The sequence below is a fragment of the Algoriphagus antarcticus genome (genome assembly GCF_002150685.1).
GTDB lineage: Bacteria > Bacteroidota > Bacteroidia > Cytophagales > Cyclobacteriaceae > Algoriphagus > Algoriphagus antarcticus.
The window spans coordinates 103,429-124,547 of the sequence record NZ_MSSW01000044.1; the positions used below are offsets into that span (position 1 = coordinate 103,429).

The following is a 21,119-nucleotide window of genomic DNA, read 5'->3' on the forward strand; positions in this document are numbered from 1 at the left end:
ATTGTAAAGGTTTGAAATCAGTGAATTTCTTATCTACCATTATTGTAATTCATTCTTGTGTATCCACCGAATATGTTTCAAATTGTACAGAACCTTTTTTAAGCTTGTCAAATTTGTAATTGCTAGCTTTAAAGAGGGGGATTTGCTCAAACCCAAAATTCCTTGTTGTAGTATGTCGATTACCCATAGTATTCCTTACTTTTTTATAGTAATGATTCTGGCATCATGTGCCAAAACTGTTAAGGAAGACCCCTCAAACCCGTCCCCGGCAAGGTCCGCGGAGGAAGAATTAGAAACTTTTCAATTAGAAGATGGATTCAAAATCCAACTGGTCGCTGCTGAACCGATGGTTGAGGATCCTGTTTTTATCACCTTTGATGAGGATGCGAGACTCTGGGTAATTGAGATGCGCGGGTTTATGACAGATACTTTGGGTTCTGAGGAGGATAAACCAATTGGCAGAATCTCAGTACTGGAAGATGAAGATGGTGATGGCCTGATGGATAAAAGTACCATTTACCTGGATAGTTTGATCATGCCCCGTGCTATAGGTTTTTTTGCAGATGGAGTGCTGGTCGCAGAAAATAAAGCTCTCTGGGTAACCCAAGATCTGGATGGAGACCTCAAGGCTGATACCAAGGTTTTACTCGATTCTACCTATGCTTACTCTGGAAACCCCGAGCATTCGGATAATGGATTGCTCAGAAATGTTGACAATTGGTATTACAATGCCAAGTCAAGATTGAGGTATAAATATCAGGATGGCGATTGGATCAGAGATTCCACAGAATTCCGTGGACAGTGGGGAATCAGTCAGGATGATCAGGGTAGATTGTTTTACAATTACAATTGGTCTCAACTCCACGCAGATCTAGTTCCTCCAAATTATCTTTCCAGAAATCCCAATCACAGCCCATCAACCGGAATCGATTATGGAGTGGCTCAGGATCGCAGAGTTTATCCGATTCGTCCTACTCCAGCAGTGAACAGAGGCTACATTCCAGGTGTTTTGGATGAGAATCAGAGACTCATGGAGTTCACTGCAGCGTGTTCTCCTTTGGTTTTCAGAAGCACACTTTTTCCTGAGGAATATTATGGAAATGTATTTGTAGCAGAACCAGCGGGTAATTTGATAAAGAGGAATGTCTTATCTGAAAATGGTAATACCATCACAGGGAACGATCCAAATCCGGGCAAAGAGTTTTTAGCATCCACGGATGAACGGTTTCGCCCTTCTTCATTTGCAACTGGACCCGATGGCGCGTTGTATATAGCCGATATTTATCGTGGTTTGATTCAGCACGGTGCTTTTATGACACCTTATTTAGTGGAGCAGACAGTGGCAAGAGGATTGGAATTTCCAGTTCATTTGGGTAGGATTTGGAGGATTGTTCCTGAGGGAGAAACTACCAGAGCAATGCCTAAACTTTCGCAAGCCAGCAACAAGGAATTAATAGATTTTCTTTCCGATAAAGACGGATGGTACAGAGATATGGCTCAGCGATTATTGGTGGAGAGCAATGACAAAAGTGTGAAAGATGGACTGATGGATTTGGCTTCTGATCTAAACGCAAGTGAATTGGGTAGATTCCATGCGCTTTGGACGCTTGAAGGATTAGGGCTACTGTCAGAAGATTTTCTTTTTTCAGTCTTGGAGAAATCTTCAGGTCTGATTCAAAATACAGCACTGAGATTATTAGAACCATTTGCGCAAGCTTCTTCAGCTACGCGATCTAAACTTGCACAAGCGATGGAAGATGCAGCTACAGAAGCTACAGAGCAAGAAGCACTTCAACTTGCTTTGAGTAGTTATGCGCTTTCAGCGGAGGCCAATGCAAAAGTTCTTTCCGCCACTTTCAAAGAGCATGGAGACGATCCGCTGATTAGAGATGCGATGATGAGCAGTTTGGCCGGTAGAGAATATGATTTCTTACAAAAGCTTTGGGCTTCTTCAGATTGGGGAAGTCAGGATCAGACAAAGGAAATTTTTCTGGAAACGCTGGCTTCAGCAGTTCTGAAAAATGGAAAACCTTCTGAGGTTACCGGACTTTTGACATTGGCGAATGCGAAAGAACTAGGATGGAAGGAAAATATTCTGATTTCCGGGATGTCAATTCAGGCTGCAAACTTGAAGGGCAAAGAGCTGATAGCTTTGAAATCTGAACCTTCACTTTTCAAGCGCACAGATCTTCCAATAGATGAAAATCGCTTGGATATGCTGATGCGGATATTTTCCTGGCCTGGATTTGTACCATCTGAAGTTGCGGTTTCAGAAAACCAATTAGATGAAAAGGGAATGCAGCAATTTGCTCAGGGCCGACAGAAATTCTTGGTGACCTGTGCTGGCTGCCATGGATCGGACGGATCAGGTGCTACTAGAATGGGGCCGCCATTGGCTGGATCTGAGTGGGTGCTGGGAGATGAGCGGAGGCTTGCAATGATTTTATTGCATGGGTTGGAAGGCCCGATCGATGTGGCGGGAAAAACCTATGATGCTCCTGATATTCTTCCCGTTATGCCTTCGCATTCTACGATGGATGATGGGAGTATTGCAGCGATTTTAACATACATTAGAAATGAGTGGGGCAATCAAGCTCCGCTAATCTCAGGTCGCACAGTCAGCAAAACTCGCTTGACTACTCAAGGAAGAGTTTACCCATGGAAAGCCACAGATCTAAATGAGTACATAGAATCTTTGCCTCCTGCCGATACCCCAAACCCTAATCTATGAAGTCCCTTAAAACCATTTTCACCAGGTTCGGTGCTGAAAGGAGGAGTTTCATCAAAACCGCCAGCTTGGGAGCAATGGCGATGACCTTCCCACTTCCGTCTATGCCTAATTATCTTAAGGATGTGCCGATGGGTGTGGTCGTACATTCCTACGGAGCGAGGTGGCAATCTAAAGAAGGCAGTCAAAAGTATCCTGCTTTCGCAGATGCGATCGATATGATGGAGCATTGTAAGCAAATCGGTGCTGGTGGAGTGCAAGTGCTGGTGAGCGGTTGGGCAAATGATTTTGCCAAAAAGGTACGTGATCGCCGGGAAAAGTTAGACTTATACTTAGAGGGAAGTATTGGCCTTCCAAAATCAGCTGATCAAGTTGCCAAATTTGAAGCTGAAGTTTTGGATGCAAAAGAAGCAGGAGCTACTGTATTACGAACGGCCTGCTTGAGTGGAAGGCGATATGTGAATTTCAAAACTCCCGAAGAGTATAAAACCTTCAAGCAAAATGCTTTGAAGTCCATAGAATTGGCTGAGCCGATAGTGCGAAAGCATAAAATGAAGCTAGCCGTAGAGAACCATAAAGACTGGACAGCAAAAGAACTGGAGTCAATTATCCTTAATCTTGGCAGTGAATGGGTAGGAGTGACGTTGGATTTTGGTAACAATGTGTCATTCTTAGAAAACCCGATGGAAGTCATCAAGACTTTGGCTCCATATGCTTTTTCCACCCATGTGAAAGATATGGGCGTGAAGGATTACAAAGATGGTTTTCTGCTTTCTGAGGTTCCGCTTGGCGAGGGGATTGTGGATGTCAAAGCAGGAGTAGATTGGTGCAAAAAATTCAATCCTGATATTACTTTTACGCTGGAAATGATCACACGTGATCCATTGGAAATTCCTTACTTGACTGATGGCTATTGGGCTACTTTTGAGGATGCATCTGCTCAAGAAACTGCAATGACGCTACGACTTATAAGGGAAAAAACTTATGCGGGCAAACTACCACACGTTACCGGACTCAGTCCTGAGGAGATACTTGCCTATGAAGAGCAGAACGTTGTCTCATGCCTGAAATACAGTCGTAATTCTCTCGGATTGTAGTGCTTAATATTAAACTTTGTGATTATACGGAATCTTGCCAGTAAAAAATTTATAGGATCGAAGGTCCAAAGACACATTGAATTCTGGTTTACTTAGGTCTTCGGTCATCGTTCTTCCAACCCGTTGACCAAAGAGAATTCGCTTACTGGCAGAAAAGCTTACATACAGATTAAACTTTAACCTATTAAACTTTAACCTTAATAAACATGTCTCAAGAAACCAACACCAACAAATTACCCGGAATCAAACTTTTTGATCTAAGTGGAAAATCAGCAATCGTCACCGGAGGTTCGAAAGGACTTGGATTGGCAATGGCCGAAGGTTTAGCCTCAGCCGGAGCCAATGTAATGTTGGTGAGTAGAACTCTGAGTGAAGGAGAGGAATCAGCCAAGAGAATCGCTTACCTCTATGGAGTGAAAGCTATTGCATTTGAAGCGGATGTTGTGAACAAAGATCAGACAGAAGCCATGTCAAAAGCGGCTTTTGATGCATTTGGAACTATAGATATTCTGATTAATAGCGCTGGAATCAATATTCGTGGAGCGATAGATGAATTGCAGTTGGAAGAGTTCAGCAAAGTGATGGATATCAATGTGACCGGAACATGGCTATGCTGCAAAGCCGTAACTCCTTATATGAAGGAAGCCGGGAAAGGAAGTATCATCAATTTGGCGAGTACGCTGGGATTGGTTGGCCTATCGAATCGAACACCTTATGCATCGAGCAAGGGCGCAGTAGTTCAGATGACTCGTGCGCTTGGATTGGAGTTTGCTCCGTTCAATATTACGGTCAATGCGATTTGCCCTGGGCCGTTTTTGACAGAAATGAACTTACCTATTGCCGGTACTGAAGAGGGAAAGAAATTTATCGTTGGTGCGACAGCACTTGGTAGATGGGGGAGATTGGAAGAGATCCAAGGAGCGGCTATTTACTTAGCTTCGGATGCGGGAACATATATGGTGGGCTCGATGCTTACTGTGGATGGGGGCTGGACGGCGAGGTGAAGGCTAGTCTCTCGCAACGGCGCAACGGCGCAACTTTTTTCTTTCCTCAACTTCCAGGGGTGTTTTCAGAGATTTACAATACTGCTTTTGTTACTTACTTGGGATTATAAATCTTCTGATAGTTCTTCGGGATTGCAAATTCCGAAGAGCGGCTGTATAGTTTGCGCAAGTCTTCAGACTTGTGCTTTTTTGATTTTGAGTCTTTCAATAGTATTCTTGACATAATTTCTATACCACTCGATCTCACAGGAAGCTGCGTATTCTTCATATTCTTTGATAGTTAAATCAAGATCTGGTTTCAAAGAATCTGCCTCAATAGAAGTAAGCTTTCTTGCCCAATACTTATGGCTTTTATTCATCGATCTAATGGTATCGACAGGATCTTTTAGTTTCTCAGGAAAGCCAAGTTCATCGATTATTGATTGAATTAAGGGATTATGACTCTCGTCAAAAGCTTGTCCAGAATCAGCGATCAAATCAGCGTAATCATTTAAGATGATTAAGTTATCAAATGGGTGGTATATTTTAGAATTTCCAAAGGCAAGGGCAATCCATTTTTCAGCTTCTTTGTAATTCGAAAGCAATCTATTGCCTCTTATCAATAAGTTTAGGACCAAAATATAATTGGAAGGGTAATCTTCCGGTTCCATATTCTCAACCACAATTTCAAAATGGGCAATAGCTTGTGCATATTGTTCTGACATCCAATAGGTATGAGCGATTTGATTATTCTGAATAATCTGAAGGACATCCTCATCATAGGAATCTCGCACTTCGTCTATGTAGTCATTAATCAACTTTATTTTAGATTCTAAGTGGGTGCTGTCTCTAAAGAGTTTTAGCATCACCTCTTTCGGGAAAAAATCTTTTTGGAGTTGTTCTCGGTTCATTGTGGCTGAAGTTTCTTATTGATTCTAAATGAATTGGCAATAAAGTAAACTAAGGGTATAAAAAGAAATCCTAAGCAAAGTGGCGTAAACCAAATGCCTAATCCGTCTTCAACACCTTGGGCAATTTGGATATTTTTAAATACTATAAACCCAAAAATAAGTGCTATTATCATTTTCAGGTACTTTATCATTCGTGTTATATTCCTGTATTGAGCGGGCGCGTTCGCTTGTGTGATTTGAATTGGGTAGTTGAAAATTTCTGGAAACTTGTTTAGAAATGTCAATCCAAAAAATAGGATACTAGACATAATCGGTATAACGAATAATGTTGCTTTTCCTCCAAATTTATCCGGCGATCCAGCGGCGTTGAAGTGAATTGGGATAGAATCGGGCAGGCTGGAATAATTAGAGATTACCAATCCCCAAATCGCTAAAATTGCCAACCATCCGAACGATTCAAGAATTATGTCGGCAACATTTAGTTTTAATTTGATCCTTGGTTTTTCTTCCATTCCTTGATCCACTTTATTTCAGATAATCTTTTGGAATCTAGTTTTTCGGCAGATACTTTTCTGGAATAGGATTCTCTTCTGATTCCTGCATCCAGTAGATATTGATAATCCACCATCTATTGCCATCATTTAAAAGCTGAATACTGTTAATTCCTCTCGCAAATGGCGTATCCATAGATTCGTTATTGTAGGAATTGTAGGTGCTGAATACCTCTGTGATATTGCCAAATGTGTCTTCAGTTCTATGGATTTCTTTCTCAAAGAATCCGATTTCAACCAACATTTTCCCAGCTCTAGCAATGTAGTCTTCCGGCGTCATGAAGGTAGCACCGATTACACCAGCTTGGTTTTTACCTGTGGGGATCAACTTGGCGTCAGGATGAAATAAGTATTTGAATAGCTCCCAATCTCTTTCTACGTCCTTTTCACCAGAAATAACTCCATACAAAGTTTCTATAGTGCCATCTAGCGTCTGTACTTTGATCAGGTACTTGTCATCAGATGATTGCGCATTTACGGTCATCGAAAGGGTACCGCATACGATAACTAGGATTGATAATTTTTTCATAAGATTGGGATTAAATGGTTTGGTGACACCACTTTTTCTCAAGTAGAAGATTCAAGCATCTTAAGAAATGATTAACACTGGCAAATTCGCTACTTCGGTCAACCGTCACCCGTCATCGGTCAATTAAAGCAAAGGAAATAAGGCTACTGACATCATTTCGAATAATCATAATTTCTAATTCAACTACCAGCTTCCGCCTCCACCACCACCAAATCCGCCTCCGGATGATCCACCACCGCCCGAACTTGAGGGGGAACTCACCATCGTAGCTTGTGTGGACTTGATGGAATCGTTGAATGATTTGGAGAAATGATTCATAGTCATGATTCTGCCTGTTGAAGAATAGTACCAAGTTGGAGGTTGGATATTCAGAGCATCGAATTTTTTCGCCCATTTATCAAACATCCCAAAAGCCAACGCATAGCTCATAGTGGATTCGAAATAAGTAGGATCTTCTTTGAGAAGCATTTTGAGCTTGTTCTCCTCAGCTACTTTGATGAACTGTTTGAAACCTTTCAGCTCAGATAAAATGGCTGTTCCTTCTTTGTTTTTTTTGATCATAAACTGGCTCATGATCATTAAGAAAAGGAGAGAAACTCCCACCGCAATAGCTGCTATTATTCCCCAGAAAAACAGGAAGGATGGCGTAAGAATAAAAATCAGAATTACTAAGCCTCCAATTGTGAAATTCTTTATTCTGCGAGACTTGTTCACATAGTAAACCTGAGCTGCATCTTTTAGACCACCACTTGCGGTGCTCATCGTAGTGTAGAACTTTTCTTTGAGACTACTTACGAGCACTTCTGTTTTGCTGGCAAATAATCCATTGAAGAGTTGGCGCTGATATAAAGGTGCGTCTGCTTCAATTTCTTTCAATTTAGCGAGTCTGGTGTCATCCTTGGCAAACCATCCTTTTTCATCAATCTCCTCAATAGTCAGGTAGCCATGGGAAGCCCAAAAAGGAATAAGTGAGATCAAGTCTGCCGTATCCCCAGAATCATCGATCAAGTAACCCACCATGGCTGGATCCATACCTTTAGGCGGATAGTAACTCGTGGTGGTGGTGACATGATCGTCTTTGCCATGCTTTTTCCAGATCGCATAAAAAGCAATATAGACTAACGGCAAAATGAATACCCATCCATAGTTAGTCCAAAATGGCCAAAGTGGTTTGATTTCTTTCACACTTCCCAAAGGCAATTTCAACAAAACTGTTACCGCTTCTCCACCAAAAGAAACCACATCAGGCTTGGTGGTGCCTGAGAAAATGCCATTAGAATAAGTAGTCTTAAAATCTGAAGAGGGAACAGCTGAGCCAACAGTTCCAGAATATAGAAAGTAGTCTCCCTCATTCAGCGTCACTCCCTCTGGTATATGAACGGTGAAATCAATTTTATTGAAAGGAGCATACCAGTCGCTCGGCTTGATGTTCCAATAGAATTGGATTGCCTCTTTTTGGTGGATGAAAGCATTTTCAACTCTATACCGGATTTCGTACTGCTGTGGGCCTTCAAGCGTAATATCAGCATCTCCGATCTTGATCTGCAAATTATCAGACATTTTCTGTCCAAATGCCGAGGGAGCATCAAACTTATAGCCCGGAACTTTGATGTTGCTAAGTTTGATTTTACGGGTTTCTTGCTTGCCATCCTCGGTTAGCAAATCATAGGAAGTAAGAATATCCCGAAAGATTCCATGTTTTGGAACTTCAAAATTGAGATTGTATTTCTCAACTACATCAAAGTAACCTTCTTCGTGAATTGTGATATCCACACTGTAGGAAGTCACTGTGAAATCTTGGGCAAAAACTTCTAGCTGCGCAAAAAGGAAGATTAATAAAAATAATTTTTTTTTCATACTAGTGCTCATGTACCTACAAAGCTTAACTGAAGATTTGTAAGGATAATTGTTCTCTAATTAAGAATTAGGTATTTCTTCCTTTCTGAAAATATATTGACAAAAGCATCATAGAATAAGCTCCAATCTGGGTTTTAGGCTACTTCGGTCACCGGTCTTCTGTCTGGTAAAGCAAAGAAATTATGGATACTGGCATCAAAAAGGATAATCAGATTAAGTAAAACTCACTTTAACATTCTCGCGACTTTCTGGCTCAGCTTCGAAATAGTCAAAATGCTGATAGCTGAACATCCCTGCGAAAAGAACTCCCGGGAAGCTTTCTCCATAAGTATTGTTTTCGCGGACAGTGCCATTGTAATACCGTCTTGCTCGCTCAAGATTTTCCTCGATTTCATTCAGTTTATCCTGAAGTTGGAGGAAGTTGGTGTTTGCTTTCAGATCGGGATAGGCCTCGCTAAGCGCAAAAACACTTCTAAGTGTTTTCTGAAGCTGGCTCTCTGCCTGGATTTGCTTATTGATATCACCAGAAGGCACTGCCATCGCGGAATTCCTAGCTTGGATCACAGCTTCCAGCGTTTCTTTTTCATGGCTTGCATAGCCTTTTACAGTTTCCACAAGATTTGGAATTAGGTCATAGCGTCGCTTTAGAGCCACATCTATATTACTCCAGCCGTCTTTAACGGTGTTTTTGTTTTTGACAAAACGATTGAAAACACCAACTAGAATAACTCCCAGAAGCAGAATGATCCCAACAATAATGAGCAGTATTACCATGATGAATGAAATTTAGGATGGTTTAGGTTAGAGATATCTAAAAAGTAGGTGAAAATATATTCTTCCATTTTTAAATTTTATGATTATACGGAATCTTGCCAGTAGAAAATTTATAGGATCAAAAATTCAAAGACACCTTGAATTCTGGTTTACTCCGGTCATCGGTCTTCCAACCCATTGACCAAAGAGAATTCGCTTACTGGCAGAAAAGCGTACATACATATAAATGAATTAACATTTTCAAAGTACCAACTTTTATTGAAAACTCAAGAAATTCTACAAACAGAAGTGAAGGAAACAACACATTAAAGATGGGTTCTTTCCTGATTTTTTGATAATTTGAAAATCAGCATTCGGATGCACATTTATTTCTATTATCGCCTTTTCAAAAGAGTCATAGTTTTTATCAATTGAATCTGAAATTAGATAAAGAACTATTTACTTAACTTAGATTCGTTAATTCAGTAAGAAGTCAAACATAAATCCTAACAATATGAGTAACAAAGAAAACGGACATGACTATACAGATTCTGTATGGGATGTCAATGATAGTTCGGCAAAGTGTCCTTTTACAAGTGGAGCAATTAATCAGACTGCAGGTGGCGGAACTAAGAACCGCGACTGGTGGCCAAATATGTTGAATTTGAATATTCTACGTCAGAATTCATCGAAGTCCACTCCGATGGATCCAAACTTTAACTATGCAGAAGAATTCAAGAAATTGGATCTTGCTGCTGTCAAAAAAGATTTGGCTGATTTGATGACAGATTCTCAGGATTGGTGGCCAGCAGATTTCGGGCATTATGGCCCATTTTTTATCAGAATGGCTTGGCACAGTGCAGGAACCTACCGAATCGCAGATGGACGCGGTGGAGCAGGATCAGGTTCTCAACGTTTCGCCCCGCTAAATAGCTGGCCAGATAATGCCAATCTAGACAAGGCTCGTTATTTACTTTGGCCAATCAAGCAAAAGTATGGCAATAGGCTTTCTTGGGCGGATTTGTTGATCCTGGCAGGAAATGTTTCTTTGGAAACAATGGGATTGGAAACATTCGGATTCGCCGGTGGTCGCGAAGATGTCTGGGAGCCGGAAGAGGATATTTACTGGGGTTCTGAAGGAGAATGGCTTGGCGATCAGGATAGATATGCTGGAAGCGGAGATGGAGAGAGAAATTTGGAGAATCCACTTGGAGCTTCTCACATGGGATTGATCTATGTGAATCCAGAAGGACCAAAAGGAGAGCCAGACCCGATCGGAGCTGCACATGATATACGTGAGACTTTTGGCCGGATGGCAATGAATGATGAGGAGACGGTAGCGCTGATTGCAGGTGGCCACACGTTTGGAAAGACCCACGGAGCTGCTGATCCTGGAGAATTCATAGGACACGAGCCACAGGGTGCAGGTATCGAAGAGATGGGATTGGGTTGGAAAAACTCATTTGGAACAGGTAATGCAGGGGATACTATTACTTCAGGCATTGAAGTGACTTGGACTTCTACTCCGACTCAGTGGAGTAATGGGTATTTTGAAAATCTATTCGGATTTGATTGGGAATTGACCAAAAGCCCAGCTGGCGCACATCAGTGGACGCCGAAAGGTGGAGGAGGCGCTGGCACTGTCCCAGATGCATTTGATCCAGCCAAGAAGCATGCACCCGCTATGTTGACAACTGATTTGGCTATGAAGGAAGACCCTGCTTATGAGAAGATTTCCAGACGTTTCTTCGAAAATCCTGAAGAGTTTGCTGATGCTTTTTCAAGAGCTTGGTTTAAATTGACTCATAGGGATATGGGACCAATTCAGCGTTATTTAGGCCCTGAAGTACCTACAGAAGAACTGATCTGGCAAGATCCTATTCCAGCTGTAAATCATGAATTGGTGAATGATCAGGATGTAGCTTCGCTAAAAGCGAAAGTGCTAGATTCTGGACTTTCTGTATCTGAGTTAGTCTCTACTGCTTGGGCTTCTGCTTCTACTTTTCGTGGATCAGACATGCGTGGAGGTGCCAATGGCGCAAGAATCAAACTTTCTCCACAGAAATTTTGGGAAGTAAACAACCCTTCACAGCTTGGAAAAGTAATTGATAAGCTGGAAGCTATTCAGAAGGAATTTAACGCTGCTCAAGGCGGTGATAAGCAGATTTCTTTGGCTGACTTAATTGTATTGGCTGGTTGTGCAGGAGTAGAGAAAGCAGCGAAAAATGCTGGAAAAGATATTACAGTTCCATTCACTCCTGGTCGTGGGGATGCTTCAAAGGCACAAACTGACGTAGCTTCATTTGCAGCAATGGAGCCAGCAGCGGACGGTTTCCGTAATTATTTCAGACCTACGCACAAAGCTTCAGCGGAAGAAATGCTCGTAGATCGTGCACAATTGCTCAAACTTACCCCACCGGAAATGACAGTTCTGCTTGGTGGGTTGAGAGTATTAGGTAGCAACTATGACAATTCTAAGCACGGCGTATTCACGGCCACTCCTGGAGCTTTGACTAATGACTTCTTTATTAATGTATTGGATATGGGTACTACATGGAAGGCTGCGGACTCCGGACAGCATGCATTCTTGGGCTCAGACCGCAAAACCGGTCAAGTGAAATGGACTGGGACTCGTGCAGATTTGATCTTCGGATCGAATTCTGAGCTCCGTGCTATTGCTGAATTTTATGCCTGTGCAGATTCCAATGATAAATTCGTGAAGGACTTTGTTGCAGCGTGGGATAAGGTGATGATGCTCGATCGCTACGATCTGGCTTAATTAGAGTTTGTAAAGTGAAATAGTAAAGGTGATCTGGAAACGGATCACCTTTTTTTATGCATTTAACCGCAAAGCACGCCGAGTTTTTCGCGGAGGTCGCCAAGCAATAATATTTCACCTTAGGCTGGGTGTTTAGTTGGTTCAGAGTCTTCAGACCTGCCTGCGGCAAGGCAGGCTTGGACCTATGACAATGCATCTTCAGTCTGCTTCCAATGTGGTAAAGGAATATTCTTGTCACTGCAAAGACGCGATGGACGCTAAGTTTTCGCAAAGATTTTTTTGATGAAAGAAGAAAAACCTCTGCGTTTTGCTTGGCGCACTCTGCGTCTTGGCGGTAAAAAAAATTATCAATTTGCACTCTCAATGATCAAGGAGTCAAGTCCAAATACTTACTTGCGTTCTCCGCGTTGTTCTTTGTGCCCACCGTGGTAAAAAAAATAACGCCTGGTTCAAGTCTTCAGACCTGCCTGCGGCAAGGCAGGCTTAGGCCAAAAACAGGATAGTGATCAGACTGCTGTTGAGTAAGATGGTTTTAATTGCTAAGCTTCTTAGAAAAATCAGGCTTTATTAATTGATGTTTTATTTTTCATCTTCCGTAAAAGTTAGTAGATAATCATTATTATCTTCAATAGAAAATTCAGTTGCACCATAAAATGTTTTTTCAAGTCCTTTAATCACTTTTACTTTGTCTTTAATTTGGTCATAAAACTTTCTAATCTCATTTGTTTGAATGTACTGAAGTAATGAACCTCCATCTTGTCTTAAAACGGTCGGTAATTCATCGCCCAAACTGCGAAAAGTTTGAAACATAAACACTACGCTTCCACATGTCATCATTGCAAAAATAGTTTCCCCCTCTTCGGGAACAGTTGTTGTTAAGCTAAACCCCAATTTTTTGTAAAATTCAATTGTTCGATTGATGTCGGTTACAAAGATGTTTGGTGATACTGATTTCATTTATTAATATTTTATTTTATTGATTATTTCAAAAAGGTTACTGCCAACGGTTTTAGGCTTGGCGATGTGGTGGATTTCTATCAATAAATTTCATTAGAATTACCAATGTTGAATTTAGCACAACTGTTTTTCAGAAGGTTTTTGTCATTCCAAAATCTTTTCAATTGCTTTGTCATTGGCTTTTATAAAGTCATAAAATGAATTTGGTATAGAAATATCAGGAGTTAATGAACCTTCCATATTTTCCCAGTTTTCCCAGTATTTTGTAGAATAAGTAACTCGCATATTTAGAGTTGGCAATTCGAAATTTTTAATCTCTCCAAAGTGATTTATATTCCCTCCGGTAGATTCTCCCACAAATGTTGCATTTGTTGTCCTCTTTAACTCAATTGCGTTCATTAACGATGAGGACATAACTTTTTGTCCTATCACAACAAAAAAACTATTTTTAGTATTCAAAACACTTTTTTTAATACCCGCTATGAACGGATTTAATATGGCTGAATTACCACCACCATTAAATCTCAAGTCTAAAATTAATTTTGTCGGCTTTTTTTCATTAATGACCTCAAATAGTCTTTTGTTAAACGCTGTAAAAGATTCATTTTCGCTTTCAGCACAACTCCTATAATTGAAATAAAGCATTTTATTGTCTTCATTATATTGAAACCAGTAATTGCTTAAATTACTATATGCTAAAATCTGCTTGTAAGGCTCTGCATATTTCCAATTTGTATTAACCTCTTTTTTAATTCCAAACACTGTGGTAATTACTGTGTCACCTTGTGGCGATAAGAGTCTGAATTTTACTTCTTGAATATTTTTAATGATTCCAAGTCCTTGTAGAATGGAAGTATTGTTAAAATAAAATGCTTCAAAGTATTTAGAATAGGAAAGATTGTCCTGTTTGATAGTCGTTTTCAATAAGGAAATGATTTCTGCAGTAGGAGTATCATCTATTGAAAGTACCCTATAAAGCAAATATTTTGTATGCAAACTATCTGTAACAGTAATTGCAATTCCTTCATCAAAAAATTTGAATTGAAAAGGAAGGTAGTAATCGGCATTAGGAAACATTATGGTATGTTCATCCCCAATTGATGCGTTTGCTTTTAACAATCTGACGATAACTTGTTCTTTATCTAACTCTGTTACATCTGAAATCAAAGTATCAAGTTGCTGATTAAAAAACTCTTTCGATATTTTTGTGAATGGATTTTTATGTTTATTGGAAATCGTCTTGCGATACAACTCTATGTCAGAGACAACCTTGTCCTGTGAAAATGCAAGTTGAAAAAATACAATAAACAGAAAGAAGAAAATTAGACTTTTTGTTGTTTTCATAAAATTGCTTGCTTGTTGTTTTTTGAGATTAAAGGTAATTTTCAATCTACCTTTTCAATTCCTCCATTCTTTTATCCGTCATAGTTGCGGTTTTTGACATTCCATTTATAATCTCGAAAACCATTGTTAACGTAATTGCTGGATATAATGCCATTTTTGTTTCTATAAGTATCATGGCCATGGCATCTAATGTTATTTGTAACAATCTTTCTTTGCTTTCGGTTTTATTCGTATCCGACTTGTAGTGGCAATAAAAATGGTTTGTTGTTATCTGGAACTCTTAAGTTGAGTTTCCCCATTCTGTTTCGCCCACTTTTTTATCGTAATTTTCAAAAATTTCAGTTTAAGATGGAAAAAAATCATATTCAAATTGCCAATCGATTTTGCTTTTGATTTCTCCAAAGACGCGCTCTTTAGGTAACAGATTCCAATTGTTGACTTTGATGGGCCCAACAACCAATTCATTAATTTTATCTTAAAATAGTGCTGAACCCGGCTCAAAGTTGTGGCCGTTTATTGAATATTCATTCGCGGCTTCGATAAATCGTTCAGTGAATATTGCGGATATTAAACATATCGCATCTTCTACTCGAATGCCTTTTTGAGTTTTGACACTAGCATAGACGTAATTCACTGTCATTTTTGACTTATTTTCATCTTGCGGTTTAGCATTTAAAAAATTTGAAATTTCTATTGGTTGTTTTATATTATTTGGTTAACCCTAATTGGTTTTCTATGTATACAAATAAGGTTTTTACTGTTGAAATCATTTTTTTTACTTTCAGTAATCAAAGACTCGACTTTCGCCGAGCCCTATAAATAAATTAATTCCCATTAATTAATTTTTTAAAGTATGATACTAAATAGGTTGTGCACTGTTATGCATTGAAACAAAATTAATTTTCCATTGCTGGCATTGTATCCTTATTGTGTTGTTTTAACAATAATTCAACTTTGTCAAAATCTAGGGGCATTGTAATTTTTTCAGCTTGAGCATCTACAATGATTTTTTCAATAATGTTTGTTAAGTTGTAACCGTCAGAGGTGGTGTAATTGTAGTCAGCGTTTGAATCTTCCAAAAGGTAACGTACCACTCGCCAAGTATCATTCCACTCCACATTGGTGCCTGCTTCATACGCCGCAAACATGACTGGTGTAAAACCGTTTTCGCGTTTTGCATTCACGTTGGCTCCGCTGACTATCAATAAAATAGCGATATCATTTTCCCTCTTATTACTTTTTCCAATCGTTCGGAATAAAACCGGATAACCGTCTATTAAACTATGAACATTGGGATTGGCACCTGCGGCTAAAAAGTCAGCAATTATGTCTGGCGGCAAATATTGAGTAGCCTCATCCAATGCAGGTGTCGGGTCAGAACCATTTGCAATAAGTATTCGAATAAGTTCTGGGTTACTTTTCAACCTTACAGCAAATTGCAAATAATTTAAACCAGGCCAACCCCAAACTTCAATGCCCTGTATATTCAAATTTTGTTCCTTTATCAATTCTTTTAACAAAATTGTATTGTTGTTTTCAATGGCCGAAGCAATGGCGATTTGTTTTTTATCCTTGTAATAAGTTTCAGCTTCGGTTTTTTCCTTTTTAAAGGAAGGAAGATTATTGGATATTAAAATTCCCAAACCAATTACCAAAGGTAAAGCAGCAAAAAAACCACCTACAACCTGGCTAAAGGTCGAATGACCATAACGCAAAGGAAGCGCTCCTAACAATAGTACCAGCAATCCAACAATCACTAATACATAAAACCAGCCACTTTCTATAGCATCTGCGTTTCTATCGCTGGTATCTGCATAATAATAAATAATAAGAACGATTAACGCGATGGCATTAAGACCTACAAGAATCCATAATATTTTAAGCATTTTTTCTTTTTCTTTTTTTGTTAATCATGTCATCACTTTTTTTCTTATACTATATTTTAGATTGTGATTATACGGAATCTTGCCAGTAGAAAATATAAAGGATCAAAAATTCAAAGACACCTTGAATTCTGGTTTACTTTGGTCTTCGGTCATCGGTCTTCCAACCCATTGACCAAAGAGAATTCGCTTACTGGCAGAAAAGCGTACATACAGATTTCTTTATTTCCCTATTTCGTATAAAAATTGTTTTCATAACCCATTCTTAAAAAGTAACCTTAAGATCGGGGAAAAGCAGTTCAAAAAAAAATTCTTTTTAGAGTGACCTGTTTCTCTACGCCATAGTCTGCCTCTTTACAGACCACTAAGGAATTCCGATCAGTGGAGACCTGCATGCCAGCAAGGCAGGTCCAGACTGGAGCCTAAAGCAACTTAACTTTCTCGCATTCTGGGAATGTGAAGCATACTCTAATTTTTTACCCTTTACTTTCAGGATTGGACTGCTTCGTCGTACCTCCTACCAATGACAGAGTGTATTATATTTTTAGATTTGAAATATTTCAGCATTTAATTCGGAAAACCACAGCTAAAACGGCAAACTCTGTCATCTCCTTTTTGTATATTTTCTGAATTTTCAAGACTCGCAGTGACGATCCAAACCTCCAAACCTCCAACCTCCAACTTCCAACCTCCAACCTCCAACCTCCCACCTTCAACTTCCAAACTTCCTCCATCAACCCACAATCAACGTAATCAAATAAATCACAGAGATCGCCGTCACGGACATAATGAGTGTGCCTAGACTGTGTGTTTGATTTCCTTGCTTGATTGTCAAGCCAGAGAGCTGAGTCACTGCCCAGAAGAAACTGTCATTGGCATGGGAGATGGCCATGGCTCCAGCGCCTGTTGCCAAGACGGCGAAGACACGCATTGTCTCTGAGTCAAGTCCTAGCGAACCAAGCAAAGGAGCGACAATCGATGCTGTAGTAATCATCGCTACCGTAGAGGATCCCTGAGCTGTTTTCAGTGCAAAAGCAATAAGAAATGGAAGAAAGATTCCCCAGCTTGCACCGCTCATGCTTTCGCTTACCATATCGCCAATGCCTGAGTTTTGTAGCATTTTCCCAAACACTCCGCCAGCCCCCGTAATCAAGATGACAGGGGCTGCGATCAGGATCGCTTCTCCCAACCAGCCGCTAGAGGAAAGTAATTTGGCGTCGAATTTCTTTGGAAGAGAAAAAGCCAAAAATACTCCCAGTAATAAGGCGATCACTGGACTTCCTGCAAATTGGATAAAGGTGTAGAATGTGCCTTCACCCATAGGTTTGGTCGGATACTTGGCAATGGAAGCGACGATGATCAGGATAAGCGGAACGATAATGGGCAAGAAAGAAGCAAATGCTGACGGTCTTTGTTTCTTTTCAATTTCCTCAGTTTTGACAGCCATTTTTGGCACCAAAGGGATTTTGTAAGCAACTTTTTTGACAAAAATATAGCTGGGAATCAAGGCGATCAAACTCACAATAAGCCCGTAGAAAATGATCATTCCCAGATCAGCTTCATAAATTCCTGCCGTAGCAATCGGCCCTGGAGTAGGAGGGACGAGAGAGTGCGAGGCTGTAGCCCCCAAAGCCAACGCGATGGTAGTGGCAGCATAAGGAACTTTACTTTTTAGTGAAAGCGACTTGCTGATCGGATTCATCATGATAAAAGTACTGTCTCCAAACACAGGAATAGATAGAATATATCCCGAGATCATCATGGCTAGCGTCACAGACTTTTCTCCAATCCATTTGAGAATTTTCTCTGCGATGACAATGGCACCACCGGTTTTTTCCAGAAAAGTGCCCATCATCACACCCAGCAAAATCAGTAAGCCTATGCTTCCCAGCACTCCTCCAAAGCCATCAGAAATGGATTTCAAGATCAATTCGCCAGGCATTCCAACGAGCAAGCCGTATAGAATGGCTCCACAAAAAAGTGCTAAAAAGGGATGGATGTCATATTTGACGATGGCAATGAGAATCAGTGCCAAGGCAAAAAGGATAATCAATAATGTGAGCATTTTGGGTTAGGTTGGGTTTGAAAAAAGAGATCGAAACAGGTAGCGTTACGACCTTAAACCTAAAAATTAGGGAAAAAAAGGGAATATTAAAGCCTAGAGCTTCAATAGCTTTCTAATTGTTTGTTGAGTGGCTTCGCTAGGATTGAATATTTGGTATTTTAGCTTACTGAACTTCTTTTGACAATAAATCTCTCTTATGCGCTTCACATCCACCCTTTCGCTGCTAATTTCTCTCTTGATATTAGTCGCATGCAAATCTAACCCGTCGAAAATTGCGGAATATCGGGTTTTGCCCAGCCCAAAATCCATTGAGATTACGGAACGATCTGATTTACTTGCGAGCGATATAAAATCCCTCGTAGAGAAGGCCAAAGCGCAATTTATCTCTGGCAACTCACTTACAGACTTTTCTGAAAAGTCGCTTAATTTCACCTTGGATGTAGACTCGGGACTTAAGGCTGAAGGCTATACTCTTGACATCACTCAATATGAAATCGCGATCTCAGCTTCCACCAAGCAAGGACTTTGGTATGGTGTGATCACGCTTGGTCAGCTGGTTCAGGATGCACTGGATCAGGATGCGGCTTTGTCACAAGTGAGCATTCGGGATGAGCCAGCGCTTCAATACCGCTCTGTGCAACTCGATGTAAAACATCATTTGGAAAAGAAAGACTATTACTACGATATCATTGATCGCTTAGCTGAGCTGAAAATCAACGGGATAATCTTAGAAATAGAAGATAAGTTGGCGTACGAGAAGCAGCCAAAAGTTGGCTCCTCGGATGCTTGGCCTATAGCAGAATGGAAAAAGCTGAGCGAGTATGCCATGGCAAGAAATATTCGAATTTCACCTCTGGTGCAAGGTCTGGGACATGCTTCTTTTATTCTAAAACATGAGGAGTATAAAGAGCTTCGTGATGACCCAGAAAGTGACTGGGCGTTTAATCCCTTGGATGAGCGGACATATGAGGTTCAATTTGATTTGTATTCCGATGCACTTGCCGCTTTTCCCCATGCTCAATACCTGCACGTGGGCGGAGATGAAGTTCACACGACAGGCAGAGAAAGTGGTAAGTCAGCCTTGGAGTTGCAGCTGATATGGCTGAATAGAGTGAGTAAATATGCCGATGAACAGGCAGTGACGCCTATTTTTTGGGATGATATGCCTTTGAAAAATGCGGGTGTTTATGGATCGATTTTCAACAGGGAATTAACAAAAGCTCAGGTGGATAGCATCTGGACTGTGAACGAGCCTAATCTGAACAAGTATGTGGACATGTTTCCAAAGAATTGCATCTATATGCGCTGGAATTATGATATGCCAGAGACGCTAGGAAATAATCGAGCTATGCAGTGGTTTACCGATCATGGGTTCCAAGTGATGGGCGCTACTGCCGGTCAAACTCGCTGGAATCTCATGCCACTTGAAGAAAGCAATACTGCTAATATTCGGGATTTTGCCCTGATATCCATCGACAATAATGCCGATGGTCTGCTCTTGACACTTTGGGATGATGACTCCCCGCATTTTGAATTGTATCGAAGAGGGATTGCGATTTTTGCTGAATTCACTTGGTCTGGGGAAAAGAGGACTTCGGATGAACTGCACACCGCATACAGACAGCGAACGTTTGGAAGTGAGTTGGCTTCCACAGACTTTGAGTTTATCAATGACCTGGAAGGACCAGTGGCTTTTTGGAAAAATGCCTTGTTGGAGTCGAGTAATAGAAATAGATTGAAGGGGATGGATAACCCTATTCAGGATGCGGTTTTGACTTTGCCGGAGGCAAATGCTCCCGGGGAATGGACGGAGAGAAATAAGGAAAAGCTAGCTAAAGCAAAAGAAAGTCAGCTGGTGGTGGACTCAATTTTATATAAAATCTCAGAATCCAAAAAGGCTGCACTGAGAAATACCTATACGCTCGAAGTCTATGAGCAAGTGGCCAAAGTCACTCAATTTTCCAATAAGTCCTTGCTACTTCTGGCAGAGTGGGATCTGGCGAAAACAGCTGAGGAAAGAGAAGCTACGAAGGAGAAATTATTGAATCTTGAAGGCGAATGGCAGGATCAATTGGCGGAATTGGAAACTGTCTATGGCAAAACAAGAGAGCTAAACAAGCCGGATGATTACATTTTGGATCAGGATCATCATGATCACTTGGCCAATCAGGCGATCAAGTTTTCGGACTGGCAATTCTACGCTGAAGATCTATTTATCCAAAAGATCAAAGAAGGAAATAGCCTTGAAATGAAGGGAGATTTGGAGAATAAATAGTGTCTTTTAAACCGCGGAGTTAGCGGTAGTCGACAGGCTCACTAACCAAAGTTTTCGCGGAGGGCGGAGTTGCAGTTTTTAAATTTTTGCATCAAACACCTCGAAGGTTCGCAAAGATTAGAGTTGTTGTCCTGCTTCTAGGATGCAGGACTCGTTTTATTCGGATGGTAGATGGATTTAACTTTTCCAAAGGTCTAAACTTTGGAAAAGCTGCGCTGACCAAGCGTTCCGATGGAACGCATATGCCAAGGTTGATACTTGTCTCTACCGACCAATTGTCCCGCTGCGACAAAACTCTACCGATCGTGCCGTTGGCACTCTTGGGTTATATCTCGAATTGACATACCCTGAATTTCGCTTCACTGTATTCAGGGCTGTTACTGATTGTGCCGTTGGCACAAGTGTTT

At 40.6% G+C, this 21,119-nt stretch carries 14 protein-coding genes; 5 read left to right on the forward strand and 9 right to left on the reverse strand.

Annotation, left to right across the window (positions count from 1 at the left end; genetic code table 11):
* The first annotated feature begins 172 nt into the window (after window positions 1-172).
* The 3 genes from BVH04_RS14875 (at window position 173) to BVH04_RS14885 (ending at window position 4,829) form a co-directional block, all read left to right on the forward strand.
* A complete protein-coding gene (locus BVH04_RS14875; protein WP_086542251.1) occupies window positions 173-2,731 on the forward strand; it encodes a DUF7133 domain-containing protein in 2,559 nt (852 codons plus the stop codon).
* Window positions 2,728-3,825, forward strand: a complete 1,098-nt coding sequence (locus BVH04_RS14880; protein WP_240510944.1) for a sugar phosphate isomerase/epimerase family protein — start codon at window positions 2,728-2,730, stop codon at window positions 3,823-3,825. Before BVH04_RS14875 ends, BVH04_RS14880 begins: the two co-directional genes overlap by 4 nt.
* 206 nt (window positions 3,826-4,031) lie before the next feature.
* Complete coding sequence (locus BVH04_RS14885) at window positions 4,032-4,829, forward strand: SDR family NAD(P)-dependent oxidoreductase (RefSeq protein ID WP_086542252.1); 798 nt, start codon at window positions 4,032-4,034, stop codon at window positions 4,827-4,829.
* A gap of 173 nt (window positions 4,830-5,002) precedes the next feature.
* Here the strand turns inward: BVH04_RS14885 and BVH04_RS14890 are convergent, their stop codons facing one another.
* The 5 genes from BVH04_RS14890 to BVH04_RS14910 form a co-directional block, all read right to left on the reverse strand.
* Entirely contained in the window at window positions 5,003-5,719 is a 717-nt protein-coding gene (locus BVH04_RS14890) for a hypothetical protein (protein WP_086542253.1), read from the reverse strand.
* Complete coding sequence (locus BVH04_RS14895) at window positions 5,716-6,231, reverse strand: DUF1648 domain-containing protein (protein WP_086542254.1); 516 nt, start codon at window positions 6,229-6,231, stop codon at window positions 5,716-5,718. Before BVH04_RS14895 ends, BVH04_RS14890 begins: the two co-directional genes overlap by 4 nt.
* Before the next feature lie 37 nt (window positions 6,232-6,268).
* On the reverse strand, window positions 6,269-6,799 hold the full coding sequence (locus tag BVH04_RS14900; protein ID WP_086542255.1) for a hypothetical protein: 531 nt from the start codon (window positions 6,797-6,799) through the stop codon (window positions 6,269-6,271).
* Window positions 6,800-6,982: 183 nt separating this feature from the next.
* Window positions 6,983-8,656: a DUF2207 domain-containing protein gene (locus tag BVH04_RS14905; RefSeq protein WP_086542256.1), complete on the reverse strand. Its 1,674-nt coding sequence runs from the start codon at window positions 8,654-8,656 to the stop codon at window positions 6,983-6,985.
* Between the two features lie 213 nt (window positions 8,657-8,869).
* Window positions 8,870-9,430 carry a LemA family protein gene (locus BVH04_RS14910; RefSeq protein WP_086542257.1) on the reverse strand — a complete coding sequence of 187 codons (561 nt, stop codon included), beginning with the start codon at window positions 9,428-9,430 and terminating at the stop codon, window positions 8,870-8,872.
* 493 nt (window positions 9,431-9,923) lie between these two features.
* Here BVH04_RS14910 and katG point away from each other — a divergent pair, with 493 nt between their 5' ends.
* On the forward strand, window positions 9,924-12,188 hold the full coding sequence (gene katG / locus BVH04_RS14915) for a catalase/peroxidase HPI (protein WP_086542258.1): 2,265 nt from the start codon (window positions 9,924-9,926) through the stop codon (window positions 12,186-12,188).
* A gap of 579 nt (window positions 12,189-12,767) precedes the next feature.
* On the opposite strand, the gene BVH04_RS14920 is transcribed toward katG, so the two are convergent.
* The 4 genes from BVH04_RS14920 to BVH04_RS14940 form a co-directional block, all read right to left on the reverse strand.
* Entirely contained in the window at window positions 12,768-13,145 is a 378-nt protein-coding gene (locus BVH04_RS14920) for a VOC family protein (RefSeq protein WP_086542259.1), read from the reverse strand.
* 144 nt (window positions 13,146-13,289) lie between these two features.
* Window positions 13,290-14,489, reverse strand: coding sequence for a S41 family peptidase (locus BVH04_RS14925; protein ID WP_086542260.1), 1,200 nt, complete (start codon window positions 14,487-14,489; stop codon window positions 13,290-13,292).
* 896 nt (window positions 14,490-15,385) lie between these two features.
* Window positions 15,386-16,375, reverse strand: coding sequence for an ankyrin repeat domain-containing protein (locus tag BVH04_RS14935; RefSeq protein WP_086542262.1), 990 nt, complete (start codon window positions 16,373-16,375; stop codon window positions 15,386-15,388).
* A 730-nt stretch (window positions 16,376-17,105) separates the two neighbouring features.
* Window positions 17,106-18,437, reverse strand: coding sequence for a GntP family permease (locus BVH04_RS14940; RefSeq protein WP_086542263.1), 1,332 nt, complete (start codon window positions 18,435-18,437; stop codon window positions 17,106-17,108).
* Between the two features lie 196 nt (window positions 18,438-18,633).
* On the opposite strand from BVH04_RS14940, the gene BVH04_RS14945 reads away from it, so the two are divergent.
* Entirely contained in the window at window positions 18,634-20,712 is a 2,079-nt protein-coding gene (locus BVH04_RS14945; protein ID WP_086542264.1) for a family 20 glycosylhydrolase, read from the forward strand.
* The last annotated feature ends 407 nt before the right edge of the window (window positions 20,713-21,119 follow it).